Consider the following 16,700-nt stretch of genomic DNA (forward strand, 5'->3'; position numbering starts at 1 on the left):
ACAAATTCGAGAGTCAGGCCGCGGCCGGCGCCGCACGCCCGAACTTCCGCCGGTAGTACCGGGTCCAGACGACTATGGCCGGAATGCCAACGGCCGTCGGCAGGATCCACGGCACGATGGCCAGCGGCCCCGCGAGCTCGTAAGCCCACACGCGCTGCGCCCCGAAGACGATGAACGCGGTGTGGAAGGCAATGCCGCCCCCGAGCATCGACCCGAGGTGGCTGTAGAACCAACTCATGTGCTCCGCCCCCGGGTTGCGCATCAGCCGCAGCATGCTCGATCCCGTGAAGAGACCGATGGGGCTCAGCCCCAGCAAGATGGGCGAGCTGTCGGACCACACCCCCAGCGCGAACGCGATGACGGCGACGCTGCCGCCGATGGACGCCCAGGCGAGCGCTTCGTGGAAGGGCGTTCGGAGCGTCTCGGGCGACTTTCTTGTCGCTACCACGCGAATCGCGTGCCGCACCGTGGCGAAGGTCACCACCCCGAGATAGCCGAGAAAGACCGCGAAGCCGTAGAGGTCGGGCCGGTCTGCGAAAGCGATGCCCTGCGCCTGATAGGAGACGACCCGCCCCACCGACACGGTGACCGCCGAAACCGTCACGACGTAGGCGCAGTAGGTGAAGACGCTGCCGGCGTACACGTGCAGCCGGCCGCCCTTGCGGGCCAACACCGGGATCCAGAACGCCGCCAGGCCGACGAACCCGGTGGCGACGTGCGCCAGGACGAGAGCGTTCATCACCAGGGCCGCGATGGTCGTCATGCCGGATCCTCCTGCTGTTCTAGCGATTCGTCGTGCGGTGCCGAAGCCGCACCGCGCGTACCTGCCAGGCGGCGGTCGATCGCCTCCAGCGTCTCGTCGCACCAGGCCACCTTCGACCCGATGGAGTGAATGCCCATCCGGAGCGCCGCGAACTGGTGGAACCCCGCGTCGCTGTAGCGCTCCGGCGCATCGCCGTAGGCGGCAATCACGTCCCGCTCCACCGCCCACAGTTGGGCAAGCCAGCGCGAGAGGTGGTCGCGGAGCGCCGTCATGAACGCGCGGGTCTCGTGGAGGTCGCCGACCGCGTCCATGAAGTAGAGCTGGGCGAGGTAGGCGAACCGCTCCGTGCCGACGGCGGGACCGCCGCGCAGCCAGCGCAGCAGCTCCGCGCGGCCCTCCTCCGTCAGCGTGTAGACCTTGCGGTTCGGCCCCTTCGGCGACGGCTCGAGCCGGCTGCGGAGCATCCGCCGCTGCTCCAGGCGCTTGAGGGTGGGGTAGATCTGGCTCAGCTCGGCGGACCAGAAGTGCCGCACGCTCTCGCTGAACGCGTTCTTGAGGTCGTAGCCGGTGGCCGGCTCGCGGAGCAGGCCGAGGAGGATGTGGTCGAGGCTCATGCGGCTATATCAATGCAGACATAGCAACTATATAAAGGCAGGCATAGCGTGTCAAGCGGGGTCGGCGGCCCGTCCCACAATCCTCGAATCGGCTACGATTGCCGACAGCCATCCGGTGATCGAGCCGGCGTTGCGGAAGGCCCAGGCCAGGAGCATCGGGGCCGGCGACCTTCCGCAGGCAAGGGGTTACGGCTCCAGGTGCACTTCGGCGAGCGCGATCCCCCGCTCGCCGGCGACCGCGTACAGGAAGTAGACGCGGCCGTCCTCCTCGAAGATCGCCGGGTCGCGCAACTGGTTCACCGGGACGTTGATGGCGCCGCCGCGGGACGGCTCCACCGGCAGGTCCGCGCCCTCCCAGGGCCGCTCCGGGCGCAGGACCTCCACCCGCCCGGTCGCCCTCCAGTCCCGCCAGTCGCCGGACAGGTCGATGCTCGCCAGCCACACCCGCTCCGGCGCGTCGCCCCGCTCGGTCCAGAAGACGTACAGCCGGTCGCCCCGCTGCAGCAGGGCCGAATGCCGCATGTTCGGGTTGAACAGGCTCGGTCCCTCCTCGAAGCCGGTCAGGCCGTCGTGCGAGCGGTACATCACGCCCGGCATGGCCAGCGCATACCAGTAGCCGTCGTGCGGGAAGGCGCGGAAGTACGGCCGGCCGAGGATCTCCGGACGCGCTTCGAAGTGCAGCCCGTCCTTCGAAACCGCCGCGCGGGTGACCTGGGGGCCGCGCTCCCGCCCGTGGACGTACATCACGATCTCCTGCCGCTCATCGACGACGTGCACGTCCGGCGACGCGATGTGCGCGTACGCCCCTGCCGGGTTCGGCGAGTCGGCGCCGCAGGGCGGGCAGGTGGCGGGGAAGTGCGACTGCTCGATCTGCAGCGTTCCCGGCTCGTGCATCGTCCACGGTCCGGCGAGGTCGTCCGCGTAGGCGAGCCGGATGTAGATGCCGCGGTGATCGGCGAAGTACAGGTAGTAGCGGCCGAGGGGATTCTCCACCCAGTCGGGCACGCGAATCAGCGACGGCCCGGCGATGTTGCTCCCCATCCGTCCGTCCATGTCGGGAGCGATGATGGGACGATCGAGCAGGCGCTCGATGCGGATGGTCTGCGCCGCGGCCGGCTGAGGCGCTGCGGCAAGCAGGACGATCGTCGCCGGCGCGAGGACCGCGAGACCGTGGGATAGTCGCTGTATCGAACGCATGACGTCTCTCCTCGCCGTCCGGCCGCGTGCCGGGCCCGGCGTGTTCTGCAACGGCTACCGGGCGGCGATGTCCGGGCGCGGGTCGGGCACGAACCCGTCCCGGTTCGGCATCTCGATGCGCGGCAGCGCGGCGGCATCGATCCGATCGTCCTCGCCGACGAGATCGTTGAGGAACAGCACGTAGGCGACGGCGCCGTACACTTCGTCCGCCGTCAGCGATCCGGGCTGGTTGAACGGCATGGCGCGGTACACGTAGTCCCACAGCGTCGTGGCCGCCGGCCAGTAGCTGCCCACGGTCTTGCGCGCCTCGTTGGTCGCCAGCGAGTCCCGTCCGCCGGCCAGCCGGTCGTCCGGCCCCTCCGTGCCGGTCGGGCCGTGACACGCGGCGCAACGGCGCTCGTACACCGCCCTTCCGGCGGCCGCGGTGGCCCCGCCGGGCGGCAGCTCGACGCCTGCGGGTCCCACGATGGCCCCCCAGCCGGCGATGTCCGCCGCCGTCGCCGGGCGTCCCAGCCCGAGTGTCTGCGCCCCGGCTCCAGCGACGCACAACACCGCGCACAGAAACAGCCCGACTGCCGCGCGGGTCGGTCCGGGGAATGCGGCGCCCGGTTCGCCCCCCCTACACATCGACGTTCTCCACGGCGCCGTCGCGGGCGACGCGCCAGCCCTGGATGGCGTTGTTGTGGTAACTGGACCGCGTGCCGCGTACCGCGATCAACGCCGCGCGGGTCGGCTGGACGTCGCCCGTCTCGTCGATGCAGCGCGACGCCAGGACGGTCTCCGCGCCGTCCCAGCGCCAGTCGAAGCGGAACCGCGTATGCGCGAGCGGCAGCACCGGATCCTGCAGCCGCGCCGCGGCCCACGACCGGCCGCCGTCGGTCGACACCTCGACCCGGGCGACGCGGCCGCGGCCGGACCAGGCCAACCCGCTGATCTGATGGAAGCCGGGACCGGCGAGCCGCTGCCCGCCGGAGGGCCGGGTGATGACCGACTTGGCGTCCATGACGAACGTGTACTGCCGCGCCGCGCCGTTCGGCATCAGGTCGGTGTACTTCGCGGTCTCTTCGCGGGTCAGGTACGACCGGTCGACGACTCGCAGCCGGCGCAGCCACTTGATCGAGATGTTGCCCTCCCAGCCCGGGATCAGCAGCCGCAGCGGATAACCCTGGGCCGGCCGCAACGCCTCGCCGTTCTGCCCGTAGGCCACCAGCGTGTCGTCGAGCGCCTTGTCCAGAGGCACGCTCCGGGTCATCCGGCAGGCGTCGGCTCCCTCGGCCACGAGCCACGCGGCGTCGCCCCGCACCCCCGCCTCGGCGAGCAGCACCGACACCGGCACCCCCGTCCACTCGCCGCAGCTCGTCATGCCGAACGCCGCCTGCGCGTCGGTGTCCGGCGCGGCCGGCGACCACTTGATGCGGCCGTTCCCGGAGCACTCGACGAAGCGGACGCGGGTGACCGCCGGCATGCGCCGGAGGTCGTCCATCGAGAAGACCAGCGGCCGTTCGACGAGCCCGTCGACCAGCAGTCGGTGACCGGACGGATCGATGTCGGGAATCCCGGCGTGATGCCGCTCGAAGTGCAGCGCCGACGGGGTGATGGCGCCGTCGAGATCCTGGAGCGGCGTCAGGCTGCCCGCGGCCTGCTCGTAGCGCGACCCGCGCACGCGGCGCAGCGCCGTCTCGAATCTCGACCGCTCGCCGTAGCCGCTCACGCCGGCCCCGAGCCGCCGGCCGGACGATCCCTGTCCCGCCGCGGTCCCCGGTGCGACTACCGCCGCGGCCGAGCCGAGCGCGGCCGCCTTCAGGAAGCCGCGCCGGCTGTGCGCCAATCCGGCTCGTGTCTGCTCGCCTGGCATCGGGTCCTCCTCCCAAGCACTCGAAGATCCAGTTCGCCGCCGGCCGCCGGTCGAGCGTCTGCTCCGCCCCGTGAGTCTGCGCCGCGGGAACGGCGCAGCCCCCCAGGGGGGTCAAGCCCCGTTTGGGCGGCAAACGGAGCCGCAGGGGACGATTGTCGGGCTACTGCTGGCGTCCCTCCCCTCCCGCCTCGATCGCCGCGGTGGCGAAAAAGCGGATCAGCTCGGCGTTGACGATGTCCGGGACCTCCTCGTGGGGGTTGTGGCCGACGTTCGGGATGAGAAACACCTCCCCGTTGGGGAGGATCCCGGCGGCCCGCCGCGCGTTGTCGGGGAACTCCGGCCCGTCGATCTCGCCGCCGAGGATGAGAGTCTTCGCCTCGATATGCGGCCAGTCGTCGACGACCGTATCCATGGAGCGCAGGTTGCCGCCGAGACGGCGCACGTAGGCGAGCCGCGGCCAGTCGCCGCTGAGCCGCTGGCCGTGCCGGATCCGGAGGTGGTCCAGGAACGCCGGTTTCCACTCCACGTAGCGCCGCGTGTCGGTCCGCACGTCCGCCTCGTAGGCGGCCTGCAGATCCGGATCGGCGTCGATTCCGCCGTCGAACGGATTGAATCCGCGGCCGGGGCGCCTGTCGGTCAGGCCGACCTGGTTGATGGTGACCAGGTGCGTCGTCTTCTCCGGGTAGAGGAAGGCGAAGCGCGTCGCCATCTGCCCGCCGATCGAGTGCCCGACGATGGCCGCCTGCTCGATGCCAAGGTGCTCCATGAGGCGGGCCGTGTTCGAGGCGTGCAGGCTCATGCTGTACGGCAGGATCGGCTTGGACGACTTGCCCCAGCCGAGCCGGTCCTTGACGACGACCCGGTAGCCCGCCTCGGTGAGCGCCTCGATCTGGCTCTTCCAGTACCAGCCGTAGTAGCTGCCCCCGTGGTGGAAGACGACGGCGCGGCCGTTCGCCGGACCCGCGGGCGCGACGTCCATGTAGGCGATCCGCACATCCTGGCCGAAGACCCGGAAGTTCATGAACTCGACCGGATGCGGATACTCGAAGCCTTCCAGGTTGATCGAGATCGGCCCCCACTCGGCGGGCGGCTCGGGCGGCGGATGATGAGACTGCGCAGAGACCGCGCCCGGGACGAGGGCCAGCACGGCGACGAGCAACAGCGCGACACGCGCGCGTGAAACGGGGCGTTCTATCGTCATTGATCCTCCCTGTCGCTGCATGGTTGCCATGCTAGCCCGAAAACCGTCGCACCGTGGCTCCGATCGCCGCCCAACCCGGCCTGCCCGGGAGTCCGCACCGGTTCTCGGCGCCGACTCCCGGCACCGGGTCCCGTCCGGCGTCGGGACGACGAAGTCCAAGGGGCTTGCGAACGGAGGCGGCCTGCGCCATCATGGGCGCTTCGGGACAATACGACGTCAACCTCCCAGGAGGGGTTTTGAGATGAACAACTGTCTTCGAGTGTTCGCCACGGTGCTCGCGGTCGCTCTGCTGGCCTACGGGCCGGCGTTCGCCCAGAGCCAGTCGGGGAGCGCCCCGGCCGCGGATCCGGTCTGGGAGATGCCCCGCCTGGCGGACGGCCAGCCCGACCTGCAGGGGTACTGGACCACCCAGACCTTCACGCCGATGGAACGCCCCGAGTACCTGGGCGACCAGGCGTTCTACACCGAGGAGGAGTTCGCGCTGCTGCAGTCGCAACTGACGGTCGACGGAGCCGACCCGCTGGCGCGCTTCGCCATCGAGATCGAGGACCCGGAGGAGCGTGCGCGGGCGCTCGACCAGACGCACCGCGACGAGAGCTACGTGCACTACGACAATGCCATCTGGCTCGCCACCCCGGTGCCGAAGGGGTTGTCGACCCGGCGCACCTCGCTGATCATCGATCCGCCGAACGGCCGGATCCCCCCGCGCAACGCACAAGCCGAGGCGCGGGCCGAAGCGCGGCGTGCGGCGCGCGGCGACCGGGGGGCCTTCGACGGCTACGAGCTGCGACCGCACGGCGAGCGCTGCCTGAACTACCGCTACAACGCGCCGCCGATGCAGCCGCCCTCGTACAACGACATCCACCAGATCTTCCAGACGCCGACGCACATCGTGATCTTCACCGAGCAGAGCACCAACGGGCCGCGGATCATCCCGATCGACGGACGGCCGCCCATGTCGGAGAAGATCCGCCAGTGGCCGGGCGACTCGCGCGCGCGCTGGGAGGGCGACACCCTGATCATCGAGAGCAGCCACTTCAACGACAAGAACGCGTGGCAGGGATCGAGCAGCGGCCTGAAGGTGGAGGAACGCTTCACCCGCGTGGCGGACGACCGGATCCACTTCACGTTCACGGTTGAGGACCCGGCCACCTGGGATCAGCCGTGGAGCGCCGAGGTCCCGCTGACGACCACCGAGGGTCCGATGTTCGAGTACGCCTGCCACGAGGGCAACCACGACATCCGGCACATCCAGGAGGTCTACCGCAACCTCGAGCGGCAGGCGGCCGAAGCGGCGCGCTGACCGGATCGGCGGGGCTCCCGGCCCGGGGGCCCCGCGGCAGCGCCGCTCCGGGCGGTGCGAATCGAGGCGCCGCCCAGAGCCTCACCGCCGGTAGGCGCACTCGCCGGTGCCGGCCGCAGCCTGCACCGCCCTGGCCGAGCAGGTGCCGAACCCGACGCGGGCGAAGCCGTCGCGAGTGCAGTACGCGCGCAGGGTGACCTCGTCGCCGTCGGCCAGGAAGTCGCGCCGCTCGCCGGTCGGCAGCGTCAGCGGCCCCGAAGCGGTCGCGGCCCGTTCCAGCAGGCAACCCGCCGCGCCGTCCCCCGGACCCGAGATGGTGCCGCTGGCGAGCAGGTCGCCGGTGCGCAGCCGGCACCCGTTGCTCGCGTGGTGGGCGAGCATCTGCGCAAGGGTCCAGTACATGTCCCGAAACGCGGCGCGGCTCACCCGCACCGGCTCCAGATCCCGGCGGCGCATCTCGGCGCTGCGCAACCAGGCCTCCACCGTCACGTCGATGCCGCCGCGGGCGTCGTTCCCGGCCGACGCCAGATGGGGCGGCGGCGGCGGATCGGCGGACGGACGGGCGGCCCGGCAACGGTACGGGGCCAGGGCGTCCAGCGTCACCACCCAGGGCGCGACGCTGGTCGCGAAGCTCTTCGACAGGAAGGGCCCCAGCGGCTGCGCTTCCCAGGCCTGCAGGTCCCGGGCCGACCAGTCATTCACCAGGCTGAGCCCGGCCAGGTGGCCCTCGGCATCGTCGATCGGGATCGGACGGCCCGACTCATTGCCGACGCCCACGTAGGCTCCCAGCTCCACCTCGTAGTCCAGCCGCCGCGTCGGCTCGAACGACGGGCTTCCGCCTCCCTGAAGGACTTGGCCGCACGGGCGCCTCACCGGCGTGCCGCCGACCACCAGCGACGAGCTGCGGCCGTGATAGGCCAGCGGCAGATGCCGGTAGTTGCGCGGCAGCGGATCGTCGGGACGAAACAGCCGGCCGACGTTCCTCGCATGGACGATCGAGGCGTAGAAGTCCGTGTAGTCGCCGACGTCGACCGGCAGCAGCAGCTCGGCCTCGGACAACGGGACGAGGGCGCCCGGCTCCGCGCGGGATCCGTCGGCGCGCAGGATGCCGCTCACCGCGCGCCGCAGGCTCCGCAGCGCCTCGGGCCCCAGGGCGAGCAGGGGGTTGAGCGAGATCGCCTCGCCGGCGACGGCCGCGATGTCCGGCGCGCCGTCGAGCAGGCGAAGCTCGCGGCAGCGCCGCAGGTCCAGCACCCGATCGCCGATGGCGACGCCGATACGCGGCGTCCCGGGACGCCCGCGGCGATGGAAGACGCCCAACGGAAGGTTCTGGATGGGGAAGTCGCCGGCGGGGTCGTCGGCGCCGGGTACCCAACTGCGCAGCGCGGGGTCGTGCGTCTCGTCGATCGGATGTGCCGCCGGTGCGCCGCCGTTCACCGTTCGCCCCCGCCGCGCGACCGCGAGCGGGACGCCCCGAGCGGCAGGACGGTCGACAGCTTCACCTCGTTGACCACGATGCTCGTGTGAATGCGGTCGACGCCGTCGATGCGCATCAGGCCCTCGAAGAGCACGGTCTCGAGCGCCTTGTGGTTGGGCACCACGATCTTGATGAGGTAGTCGGACTCCCCGGTCAGGTAGTGACATTCGAGGACCTCGGGAATCGCCTGCACCTCGTCGCGAAAGCGCGCCACGCAGTCGGGGCGATGGTGCGCAAGCTTGACCTCGACGAAGCACAGCAGGTCCAGGCCCACCGCCTCGCGGTTGACGAGCGTCGTGTAGCCGCGAATGACGCCCGCCGCCTCCAACCGGCGCAACCGCCGCTGGAGACCGGGCGGCGACAGGTCGAGCCGCCTGGCCAGCTCCACGCTCGTGGCCCGCCCGTCCTGCTGCAGCAGCGCGAGCAGCCGGCGATCCAGCTCGTCGAGCCGCGGCGGCCATTCGCCGCTGCGCGTCCGTGCCGCGCGTTGTTTCCTCGCCGATTCGGCGCCGCTGGTCGTCGATTCATCCATTTCAGTCATATTTTAGCAAATATGCACGGTATGGTTAATAAAACGCACTATACATCACTAAAAATAGAGATACTCTGTGCCCATACGGCATGAAGTGTTACTATCATAAAGTACATGTCCACGACCACGCTGGAACGACCGGAACGCGCGGCGGATGCCGCGGCGGCCCGTTCCGGATGCACCCGCTCCCGCCTGCGGGAGCTGGCGCTGCTTCCGGCGCGACCCGGGCTGCTGTCGCTCGCCGGGGGCCTCCCCGCTCCCGAGCTGATCCCCCGCGGCGCCTACGCCGCGGCTTTGGGGGAGGTCCTGGCCGGCGACGACGGCGCCCTGCAGTACGGCCAACCGAGCGAGCCGCTCCGGGAGCGCATCGTCGAGCTGATGCGCGAGCGGGGCGTCGGTTGCGAGCCCCGGCAGGTGCTGCTGACCTCGGGGGCCCAGCAGGCGCTGAGCCTCGTCGCGCAGTTGCTGCTGGCGCCGGGCCGCCAGGTGCTCATGGAAGAGCACGTGTACACGGGCATGCGGCAGGCCGTCCTGCCGCACCGGCCTGCCATCCTGACAGTTCCCACCGACCTCGACACCGGCATGGACGTCGATCGCGCCCGGACGCTGCTGGCCGGCGGGGCGCGGCCGGCGTTCGTCTACGCGATCGCCGACACCCACAATCCCTGCGGGGTTCGTCTCGGCCGCGAGCAGCGCTCGGGGCTCGCGGCGCTCGCGCGGCGCTTCGGCGTCCCGATCGTCGAGGACGATTCCTACGGGCTCCTGCACTACGACCAGGACCGTCTGCCCGCCCTGCGTGCGCTCGACCCGGAGTGGGTGATCTACGTCGGGACCTTCTCGAAGATCATCGCGCCGGCGTTGCGTCTGGGCTGGCTGGTGCTGCCGACGCGCCTCGTCGCCGCGGCCGGCGTGCTGAAGGAGGCCGCCGACCTGGAGTGCTCCGCGCTCACCCAACGCGCCGTGGCCCGCCTGCTGCAGGAGGGATTCGCGGACCACCTCGAGCGCATCCGCGCCGGCTACCGGCGCCGGCGGGACGCGCTGCTCGCGGCGCTCGGCGACCACTTCCCCGGGAACGTCCGGTGGACCCATCCTCCGGGCGGGTTCTTCGCCTGGGTGGAGCTGCCCCGGCGAATCGACGGGGACCGCCTGTGCGAGGAGGCGCTCGCCGAGGCCCGTGTGGCCGTCATCCCGGGGTCCGCGTTCGCGGCGAACGCACCGGCGCCGACGAACCGCCTGCGGCTGAGCTTCGCAAGCTGCGCCCCGAACGAGATCCGGACCGCCGTCGCGCGCCTCGGACGACTGCTCGAACGGAGACTGGCTCATGGCTAATCGTTTCCCCATCCGGCGCATCGACCACATCGAGTTCCACGTCGGCAACGCGCGGCAGGCGGCCGCGTTTTACCAGCACGCTTTCGGCTTGCACGTCACGGCCTACCGCGGCCTCGAGACCGGGTGCCGCGAGACGACGTCGTACGTCCTCGAGTGCGAGACGATTCGATTCGTGCTCACGAGCGGCCTCGCTCCCGGCAACGCGGCAGCCCGCTTCGCCCACGCGCACGGCGACGGCGTGGCGGTGGTCGCCCTCGAGGTACCCGACGCGGCGCACGCTTTCGCGGAAGCGCAGCGGCACGGCGCCGTCGGCGCCGCCGAGCCGGCCGAGGAACGCGACGGGCAGGGTCTTTTCCGGTCCGCGGCGATCCACGCCTACGGCGACACCGTGATCCGCTTCGTGGAGCGGCACGGCTACGACGGCGTGTTCGCCCCGGGGTTCGAGCCGCGCACGGGCCCCGAGCCGACCGGCGCGGACGCGGGACTCACCGCCATCGACCACGTCGTGGCCAACGTCGAGCGGGGCCAGATGGACCGCTGGGTGCAGTTCTTCACGGAAACCATGGGGTTCTCCGAGCTGCTGCACTTCGACGACGAAGCGATCTCCACCGAGTACTCGGCGCTGATGTCGAAGGTCATGCAGGACGGTACCGGCCGCATCAAGTTCCCGATCAACGAGCCGGCGACCGGCCGCCGCAAGTCCCAGGTGGCGGAGTACCTCGACTACTTCGGCGGACCGGGCGTGCAGCACATCGCTTTCGCCACCGACGACATCGTGGAGACCGTCTCGCGCATGCGGGCGCGGGGCATGACGTTTCTCTCCGTGCCCGCCGCGTACTACGACGACCTGCCGGCGCGCGTCCCGGCGATCGGCCCGTATACCGGCGTGCTCGCCGGCCTCGGCATCCTGGCCGACCGCGACGAGGACGGCTACCTGCTGCAGATCTTCACCGAACCCGTCCAGGACCGGCCGACGGTGTTCTTCGAGGTGATCGAGCGCCGCGGGTCCAAGGGCTTCGGCCAGGGAAACTTCAAGTCGCTCTTCGAAGCGATCGAGCGCGAGCAGTCGCGCCGCGGCAACCTCGTGGAGGCAGCGGCGTCATGAGCTACTACGTCCGGCGGGGCGAGGTGCCGCACAAGCGTCACACGCAGTTCCGGCAACCCGACGGCTCCCTGTACCACGAGGAGGTCATGGGCATCCATGGCTTCGCCGGCATCCAGTCGCTGCTCTATCACGTCCGGCCGCCGACCGAGATCGAAGGCGTCCTCTCCTCCGACGGGGACGAGCTGCGCTACGAGCCACAGGGCGCGCTGCGGCACCGGCTGATACGGACGGCGGGCGTCGGGCCGTCCGGCGACGCCGTCGGGGGCCGGGTGCCGCTGATGGCCAACGCGGACCTGCGCGTCTCGGTCGTGCGGCCGGTGGAGCCGATGGACTACTGGTACCGCTATGCGCACGGCGACGAGCTGATCTTCGTTCACTACGGCGAGGGGGTCCTGGAGAGCCAGTTCGGATCGCTGCGCTACCGCCCCCACGACTACCTGGTCATCCCCACCGGCGTCCTCTGGCGCATCCTCCCGGATAGCGGGAGCGACCAGCGGATGCTCGTCGTGGAGTCCGCCGGCGGGCACCTGGAGCCGCCGGCCCGCTACCGCAACCGTCACGGCCAGTTCGTCGAGAGCGCGCCCTACGGCGAACGCGACATCCGGCCGCCGGACGTGCTGGAGACGCACGACGAGCGGGGCGCGTTCGAGGTCCGCGTCAAGGCGCGCGGCCGGGTGACCCGCTACTTCTACGGCCACCATCCGCTCGACGTCGTCGGTTGGGACGGCCACCTGTGGCCCTACGCGTTCAACGTCGACGACTTCGAGCCGATCACCGGCCGCGTGCACCAGCCGCCGCCCGTGCACCAGACGTTCGAGGGACCGGGATTCGTGGTCTGCTCCTTCGTCCCGCGGCTGGCCGACTACCACCCGCTGGCGATCCCGTCCCCCTACAACCATTCGAACGTCGACTCGGACGAGGTCATCTACTACGTCGAGGGCAACTTCATGTCCCGGCGGGGAATCGAGCCGGCCGCCCTCACCGTGCACCCCAACGGGATCCCCCACGGCCCGCATCCCGGCGCCTACGAAGCGTCCATCGGCAAGCAACGCACCGACGAGCTGGCCGTGATGGTCGACACGTTCCGGCCCTTGCGCCTGACGGCCGAGGCAACGGCCCTCGAGGACGAGAGCTACGCCGGAAGCTGGTCGCCGGTGACGTTGCGCAGCATCTAGGAGCCCGCGGGGATACGCCGCGTGGCATCGAGGGAGGACGACCATGACGGGCAAGGACTTCGAGACGTTCAAGGAGACGGTCGACCGCAAGCTCATGCACCACCCCGTGGTGGTGGACAACGCCTACACCGCCTGGTTCGCGGAAGGTCACGTTCCTCTCGACCACCTCCGGCACTTCACCGTCCAGTTCTCGGTGTTCTCCAACCAGTTCCTGCTCGCCGCGCTCAACCGCGCGATCAACGCCGGCACGCTCGAGGCGGCGCGCGAGAGCAAGGAGATCCTGATGAACGAGCTCGGCGTCATCTATGTCGACCCGGAGCGCGCTCGCCCCGACGTGCGACCCGGCAACGCCGACCGCATCCACGTCGACCGGGAACGCAGGTGCCCCGACGCGCGGACCGTCGACGCCGACCGCGAGGGAGATCCGGCCCTGGTATCGACCACGGGAACCGTCGAGGGCGGCACGTTCCGCTTTCAGGCGGCGCACTTCGAGTGGCTGCTGCGCTTCGGCGCCACCCTCGGCCTGCGCTTCGGCGACATGGGCAAGCGCCGCCACGGCGACCCGAGCACGCTGTTCTTCTGCGACGAGCTGTTCCGACTCTACGGCAGCGACGACTACAACGAGGCGATGGGAGCGTCGTTCGCCGTCGAGAACTGGGCCGCGGCCGGCTTCTGGAAGGAGCTGATCGCCGGACTCGAGCGCGTGAAGGCCGAGCAGGTCCCCGCCCTGCCGCTCGCCTTCTTCACGTGGCACGACAAGCTCGAGGCGAACCACCGCGACCACGTCTGGCACGAGCTGCGGGCGTGCTACGACTCGCCGTCGTTCGAGGACGAGGCGTTCATCGCGGCCGGCGTCACGATGCTGGATGCGGTGAAGGCGTTCTGGGACGGCCTGTACGCGGCGCGGCCGAAGGCGCCGCGGGTTCTGAAGAACACATGGGTCGAAGAGGCCAGCTTCGTTGCAGGCGAACACCGCCATGCAATCCGAACCGCAACAACGACAAGGGCATAACGAGCATCCCGCCGGCGCGGCCGCACCCTACTGGCTCTGCAACGCCACCATCGGACTTGCGGCCACGACCTTGCGCGCGGGCAGGTAGCTCGCCAGACCGGCGACGATGAGCACGACCACGATGGCGCCCACGAACGAGGCCGGATCGGTCGGCGGGATACCGAACAGCAGGGTGGAGAGCAGACGCGTCAAGCCCAGTGCCCCCACCACGCCGATCAGCACCCCGGTCGCCGCGAGTCGAAGGCCTTCGCCGATCAGGTCCCGGACCAGCCGTTGCGGCGCCGCGCCGAGGGCCATTCTCAATCCGAGCTCCCGGGTTCGCCGCTCGACGAGATACTTGATGAGCCCGAACATCCCGATGGACGCGAGAAACAGGCCGACCACGCCGAAGACGCTCATGAGGACGAGCACGAATCGGCGCGGGGCAATCGACGAATCGACGAGCCCTTGAAGCGTTATGACCGGTCGAAACGGCAATTCGGGGTTGACCGTCCACACCGCGGCCTGGACGGCGCTGACGATGGCTCCCGGATCCCCGCCGGCCTTCACGACATAGGTCATCGCACCGGTCGGGTGTTGCTGATGCGGCAGAAACACCGTGGGCACCGGCGTGTCGTCCAAAGCGGTGTTTCTCGTGTCCCGAACGATCCCGATGATCTCTCTGACCACGTCGGGCCCGTCCGTCAGTCTGATGCGAGCGGCGAGAGGGCGGTCGTCGGGCCAGAACCGACGAGCCATGGTCTCGTTGATGACCGCGACCGGCGCGGTGTCGGCCAGGTCCAGCGGACTGAATCCCCGGCCCTCGACGACCGCGATGCCCAGCGTCCGAAAGTAGTTGGGCGTCACGACGTTCAAGCCGATCGTAGGCCGCGCGTCGTCTTCGGTCGGGCGTCCCTCGATCGTCAGACGCGTGCGCGTGTCGGTCATGATCTCACCGAACGGAATGACCGTCGCGGCGGCGGCCGACGTGACCCCCGGAGCCGCGCGCACCCGGCGGAGCGTCTCCTCGAAGAACGCTGCGCGCCGTGGCGCCTCCGGATACGCCCTCCACACGAACACCGGCAACGCCACGACACGTTCCTGAGAGAAACCGGGGTCCACCCGCAGGAGATTGACGAAGCCGCGGGCGAGCAGCGAGGCGCCGGTCAAGAGCATCAGGGCGAGCGCCACCTCGCCGATGACGAGCAGCCTGCGCGTGCGGTCGTTCACGATCGCCCGCCCCTCTCGCGACGCCCTCGCCAGCGCCGCGCCGCCGTTGACCCTGGAGAACTGTCGCGCGGGGAGAATCCCGACCAGGAACGCCGTCATACAGGAGAGCGTCGCCGCAAACGCCAGGACCGTCGGGTCGACCCCGGCCTCCTCGAGTCCCGGGATATCGCCGGGGGCCAACGAGACGAGCGCCAGCAGACCCCAACGCGCCGCGACCACGCCCAACGCGCCTCCCAGGACGGCCAGGACGAGGCTCTCGACGAGCAGTTGGGCGCACAACCGCCGGCGCCCCGCGCCAAGCGCCGCCCGCACCGCGAACTCCGGGGTGCGGGCAGTGCCCCGGGCCAACAGCAGATTGGCGGTATTCACACACGTAATCAACAGCACGAACGCGACGGCGCCGGACAACAGGAAAAGGTAGGGCCGCGCATCGCCCACCACACGATCGCGCAAGGGGATGATCGAGGCGCCGAAGCGTTGATTGGTGGCCGGGTATTCGCGGCCGAGCTGCTCGGCCACCCGCCCCATCTCGGCGCGGGCCACCTCCACCGACACCCCGGGCGCGAGTCGAGCGGTTACGTTCAGGAACAGACCGCCGCGGTTCTGCCGATCGTCCTCGGTGAACGTACGCGACATCCACAAGTCGCGTCCCGGCGGATAGTCGAATTGCTGCGGCATGACCCCGACCACCACATACGGTCTTTCGCTGAGGGTCAACGTCCGGCCCACCACGCCGGGGTCGCCGCCGAAACGCTGCTGCCAGAACCTCTGGCTCAAGACGACGGCGCCGTCCGCACCGGGCTGATGCTCGTCGGCGGTGAACGTTCGCCCATGCTGCGCGGGCACGCCGAGGATGTCGAAGAACCCTTCGGAGACACGCCAGATGCGAAGGTTCTGCGGCTCGCCCTCGGAAACGAGATCCACCCCGGACGGTTCGACCGCGGCGATGCCGTCGAATGCGGTACTGCGGTCACGCCACTCGAGGAAGTTGCCGGGCGAGACCTCGCGCTCCACGGCTGCAGCGGCGTCGAATTGCCAGACCGTCACGATCCGTTCGGCACGCGGGAACGGCAACGGATTCAACAGCACGGCATCCACCACGCTGAACACCGCCGTCGACGCGCCGATGCCAAGGGCCACGGTCACGACGCCCACCAGCGCGAATCCCCGCGCTTTCGAGAGACTGCGCAACGCGTACTTCACGTCCTGCAGGATCTGCTCGAGCGCCGCCCCGAACCGCGCCTCGTGCACCCCGTTCCGGGCGGACTCGAGCCCGCCGAGGGTCGCGAGCGCCTGCCGGCGCGCCTCGTCCGGCGGGGTCCCCTGCGCGGTTCGCGCTTCGGTCTCGAGGGCGACGTGGTGCCGCAGCTCGTCGTCCAGATCGCGGTCGACGCGGTCCCGGTCGATGAACATGCGCAAACGGACCCGCCAAGCGTAGAACCATCGCTCGAAAGGCATGACTCTCCTCCGTCCTCTCGGCAAGCAAGGGTAACGGCTTCCAACGGGTCGAGCCCTGAGTGCTGCTCAGTTCGAGCGGAGCCGGACATGACCCCGATCCGCCGCGATCTTCAATTCGGGCCCGCCACCGTTGATCGACCAGCGGCGCGCCGAATGCCGTGTCGCCCCGGGTAGATCGCTGGTCACGCGAGCCCGGCGTGACACGTCGACGTGCACGGTCACGGCTTGCTCGCTTGCGAGTTCCAGGACCAGCACCGCGATTGGCTGCATTCGTCTCATCGTGCGTCTCCTTTCGGACGTCTTGTCCCGGTTCCCGCTCGATCAACGCCGCGGCGTCGGCATCGGCCCCGGCGGTGCGGCGCCGGCCGGGCCCCCCACCCCCCCCGCCCGCCCCCCCCCCCCCCCGGCGCCCCCCGCGCCCCCCCCGGCCGCCCGCCGCGCGCCGCCGCCCACCCCCCCCCCCCGCCCGG

At 70.4% G+C, this 16,700-nt stretch carries 15 protein-coding genes and 1 pseudogene; 6 read left to right on the forward strand and 10 right to left on the reverse strand.

The features are described 5' to 3' along the window. Window positions 1-13 precede the first annotated feature (13 nt). The 6 genes from F4X11_11105 to F4X11_11130 form a co-directional block, all read right to left on the reverse strand. Entirely contained in the window at window positions 14-763 is a 750-nt protein-coding gene (locus tag F4X11_11105) for a hypothetical protein (protein MYN65562.1), read from the reverse strand. Continuing rightward, window positions 760-1,377, reverse strand: coding sequence for a PadR family transcriptional regulator (locus F4X11_11110; protein MYN65563.1), 618 nt, complete (start codon window positions 1,375-1,377; stop codon window positions 760-762). Before F4X11_11110 ends, F4X11_11105 begins: the two co-directional genes overlap by 4 nt. Before the next feature lie 186 nt (window positions 1,378-1,563). Beyond that, window positions 1,564-2,475, reverse strand: coding sequence for an arabinan endo-1,5-alpha-L-arabinosidase (locus F4X11_11115; protein MYN65564.1), 912 nt, complete (start codon window positions 2,473-2,475; stop codon window positions 1,564-1,566). Window positions 2,476-2,628: 153 nt separating this feature from the next. Further along, window positions 2,629-3,201: a cytochrome c gene (locus F4X11_11120; GenBank protein ID MYN65565.1), complete on the reverse strand. Its 573-nt coding sequence runs from the start codon at window positions 3,199-3,201 to the stop codon at window positions 2,629-2,631. Beyond that, window positions 3,194-4,429, reverse strand: coding sequence for a sulfite dehydrogenase (soxC, locus tag F4X11_11125; GenBank protein MYN65566.1), 1,236 nt, complete (start codon window positions 4,427-4,429; stop codon window positions 3,194-3,196). The genes F4X11_11120 and soxC overlap by 8 nt, the downstream gene beginning before the upstream one ends. Window positions 4,430-4,589: 160 nt before the next feature. After that, a complete protein-coding gene (locus tag F4X11_11130) occupies window positions 4,590-5,660 on the reverse strand; it encodes an alpha/beta hydrolase (protein ID MYN65567.1) in 1,071 nt (356 codons plus the stop codon). Window positions 5,661-5,871: 211 nt separating this feature from the next. Between F4X11_11130 and F4X11_11135 the strand changes: the two genes are divergently transcribed. Next, complete coding sequence (locus F4X11_11135; GenBank protein MYN65568.1) at window positions 5,872-6,933, forward strand: hypothetical protein; 1,062 nt, start codon at window positions 5,872-5,874, stop codon at window positions 6,931-6,933. Between the two features lie 81 nt (window positions 6,934-7,014). Here F4X11_11135 and fahA read toward each other — a convergent pair whose 3' ends face one another. Continuing rightward, on the reverse strand, window positions 7,015-8,340 hold the full coding sequence (fahA, locus tag F4X11_11140) for a fumarylacetoacetase (protein MYN65569.1): 1,326 nt from the start codon (window positions 8,338-8,340) through the stop codon (window positions 7,015-7,017). A 26-nt stretch (window positions 8,341-8,366) separates the two neighbouring features. Then, window positions 8,367-8,942, reverse strand: coding sequence for an Lrp/AsnC family transcriptional regulator (locus tag F4X11_11145; GenBank protein ID MYN65570.1), 576 nt, complete (start codon window positions 8,940-8,942; stop codon window positions 8,367-8,369). A gap of 114 nt (window positions 8,943-9,056) precedes the next feature. On the opposite strand from F4X11_11145, the gene F4X11_11150 reads away from it, so the two are divergent. The 4 genes from F4X11_11150 to F4X11_11165 are packed head-to-tail and all read left to right on the forward strand — an operon-like array spanning window position 9,057 to window position 13,563. Next, on the forward strand, window positions 9,057-10,271 hold the full coding sequence (locus tag F4X11_11150; protein MYN65571.1) for a PLP-dependent aminotransferase family protein: 1,215 nt from the start codon (window positions 9,057-9,059) through the stop codon (window positions 10,269-10,271). After that, window positions 10,264-11,376 (forward strand): 4-hydroxyphenylpyruvate dioxygenase, encoded by a 1,113-nt coding sequence (gene hppD / locus F4X11_11155; protein ID MYN65572.1) that lies wholly within the window; start codon window positions 10,264-10,266, stop codon window positions 11,374-11,376. Before F4X11_11150 ends, hppD begins: the two co-directional genes overlap by 8 nt. Next, on the forward strand, window positions 11,373-12,551 hold the full coding sequence (locus F4X11_11160) for a homogentisate 1,2-dioxygenase (GenBank protein MYN65573.1): 1,179 nt from the start codon (window positions 11,373-11,375) through the stop codon (window positions 12,549-12,551). Before hppD ends, F4X11_11160 begins: the two co-directional genes overlap by 4 nt. A 43-nt stretch (window positions 12,552-12,594) precedes the next feature. Beyond that, complete coding sequence (locus F4X11_11165) at window positions 12,595-13,563, forward strand: hypothetical protein (GenBank protein ID MYN65574.1); 969 nt, start codon at window positions 12,595-12,597, stop codon at window positions 13,561-13,563. A 27-nt stretch (window positions 13,564-13,590) separates the two neighbouring features. Here the strand turns inward: F4X11_11165 and F4X11_11170 are convergent, their stop codons facing one another. Beyond that, window positions 13,591-16,230 (reverse strand): ABC transporter permease, encoded by a 2,640-nt coding sequence (locus tag F4X11_11170; GenBank protein ID MYN65575.1) that lies wholly within the window; start codon window positions 16,228-16,230, stop codon window positions 13,591-13,593. Between the two features lie 66 nt (window positions 16,231-16,296). Next, window positions 16,297-16,509 (reverse strand): hypothetical protein, encoded by a 213-nt coding sequence (locus tag F4X11_11175; GenBank protein MYN65576.1) that lies wholly within the window; start codon window positions 16,507-16,509, stop codon window positions 16,297-16,299. 91 nt (window positions 16,510-16,600) lie between these two features. Here F4X11_11175 and F4X11_11180 point away from each other — a divergent pair. Further along, a pseudogene (locus tag F4X11_11180) lies at window positions 16,601-16,700 on the forward strand (DUF2497 domain-containing protein).

The sequence above is a fragment of the Acidobacteriota bacterium genome, from assembly GCA_009861545.1.
Lineage (GTDB): Bacteria > Acidobacteriota > Vicinamibacteria > Vicinamibacterales > UBA8438 > WTFV01.

Excerpts from the sequence above, each read along its gene's own strand:
- F4X11_11105 (MYN65562.1), bottom strand. The coding sequence starts at position 763 with ATGACGACCATCGCGGCCCTGGTGATGAACGCTCTCGTCCTGGCGCAC.
- F4X11_11110 (MYN65563.1), bottom strand. The coding sequence starts at position 1,377 with ATGAGCCTCGACCACATCCTCCTCGGCCTGCTCCGCGAGCCGGCCACC.
- F4X11_11120 (MYN65565.1), bottom strand. The coding sequence starts at position 3,201 with ATGTGTAGGGGGGGCGAACCGGGCGCCGCATTCCCCGGACCGACCCGC.
- soxC (MYN65566.1), bottom strand. The coding sequence starts at position 4,429 with ATGCCAGGCGAGCAGACACGAGCCGGATTGGCGCACAGCCGGCGCGGC.
- F4X11_11130 (MYN65567.1), bottom strand. The coding sequence starts at position 5,660 with ATGGCAACCATGCAGCGACAGGGAGGATCAATGACGATAGAACGCCCC.
- F4X11_11135 (MYN65568.1), top strand. The coding sequence starts at position 5,872 with ATGAACAACTGTCTTCGAGTGTTCGCCACGGTGCTCGCGGTCGCTCTG.
- F4X11_11145 (MYN65570.1), bottom strand. The coding sequence starts at position 8,942 with ATGGATGAATCGACGACCAGCGGCGCCGAATCGGCGAGGAAACAACGC.
- F4X11_11150 (MYN65571.1), top strand. The coding sequence starts at position 9,057 with ATGTCCACGACCACGCTGGAACGACCGGAACGCGCGGCGGATGCCGCG.
- hppD (MYN65572.1), top strand. The coding sequence starts at position 10,264 with ATGGCTAATCGTTTCCCCATCCGGCGCATCGACCACATCGAGTTCCAC.
- F4X11_11160 (MYN65573.1), top strand. The coding sequence starts at position 11,373 with ATGAGCTACTACGTCCGGCGGGGCGAGGTGCCGCACAAGCGTCACACG.
- F4X11_11165 (MYN65574.1), top strand. The coding sequence starts at position 12,595 with ATGACGGGCAAGGACTTCGAGACGTTCAAGGAGACGGTCGACCGCAAG.
- F4X11_11170 (MYN65575.1), bottom strand. The coding sequence starts at position 16,230 with ATGCCTTTCGAGCGATGGTTCTACGCTTGGCGGGTCCGTTTGCGCATG.
- F4X11_11175 (MYN65576.1), bottom strand. The coding sequence starts at position 16,509 with ATGAGACGAATGCAGCCAATCGCGGTGCTGGTCCTGGAACTCGCAAGC.